Raw genomic sequence first — 997 nt, 5'->3', positions numbered from 1 at the left:
GCAGCGTGCCGATCATGAACAGGGCCCCGAGCCATGCTGCGCCGTCGTACAGCGCATCGAGCATGCGGCGCATGCTTATTTCTTCGCAGCGTTGGATTTGTCGAAGGCCGACAGCAGCGCTTCGCCCTCGGGACCGGCGCGTTTGATCCAGTCGGCCTTCATGATGCTGCCGACCTGGCGCAAGTCGGCCACCAGTTTGGGGGAAGGCGTCATGATCTTCATGCCTTTTTCAGCCAGGGCTTTTTTGTAGAAGTCATTCTTCTCTTCGCTGACTTTCCACCCGCGGGTTTCTGCGTCGGCGGCAGCTTTCAGGACAGCAGCCTGGGTAGGCGCGTCCAGCGCGTCAAAGGATTTTTTGTTGACGATGACGGCATTCTTGGGCAACCAGGCCTGCACGTCATACCAGTATTTGATGCTTTCGTAGGTCTTGGTGTCGTAGCCGGTCGATCCCGAGCTCATGTAGCTGTTGACGACGCCCGTTGCCATAGCCTGGCTCAACTCCGCAGCCTGCACGGTCACAGGTTGCGCACCGACCAGCTCGGCAATCTTGCTGGTAGCCGGGCTGTACGCGCGCCACTTCAGGCCCTTCATGTCGGCAACGGCGGTGATTTCCTTGTTGACGTAAATGCCCTGGGGTGGCCAGGCCACGGTGTAGAGCAGCTTCATGCCTTGCGCGCCCAGCAGCTTTTCCAGTGCCGGCTTTTGCGCTTCGGCCAGCTTGTGTGCCGTGGCGTAGCTGGAGGCCACAAAGGGCAGGCCGTMTGCACCGTAGATCGGATTCTCATTTTCGAAGTTGACCAGCAGCACTTCGCCGATCTGTGCCTGGCCGCCTTGAACGGCGCGCTTGATCTCGTTGGCCTTGAACAAGGACGCGTTGGCATGCACCGTGATCTTGAGCTTGCCACCGCTGGCCTTGTCGACGTCGGCGGCGAACTGCGTCAGGTTTTCCGTATGGAAATTGCTGGCCGGGTAGGCGGCGGGAAGGTCCCATTTGGTC

Annotated in this window: 1 protein-coding gene; it reads right to left on the bottom strand. The window is 59.9% G+C overall.

What is annotated here, in order from left to right; all coding sequences use genetic code 11:
• Window positions 1-75 precede the first annotated feature (75 nt).
• The coding region (locus AC1D0Z_RS22765; RefSeq protein WP_477660402.1) for a TRAP transporter substrate-binding protein at window positions 76-997 on the bottom strand (922 nt) is incomplete at its 5' end.

It is taken from the genome of Polaromonas sp. P1_E3, assembly GCF_056405935.1.
The sequence above is the reverse complement of the archived record's forward strand: the minus strand, read 5'-3'. Positions and strand labels throughout refer to the sequence as shown.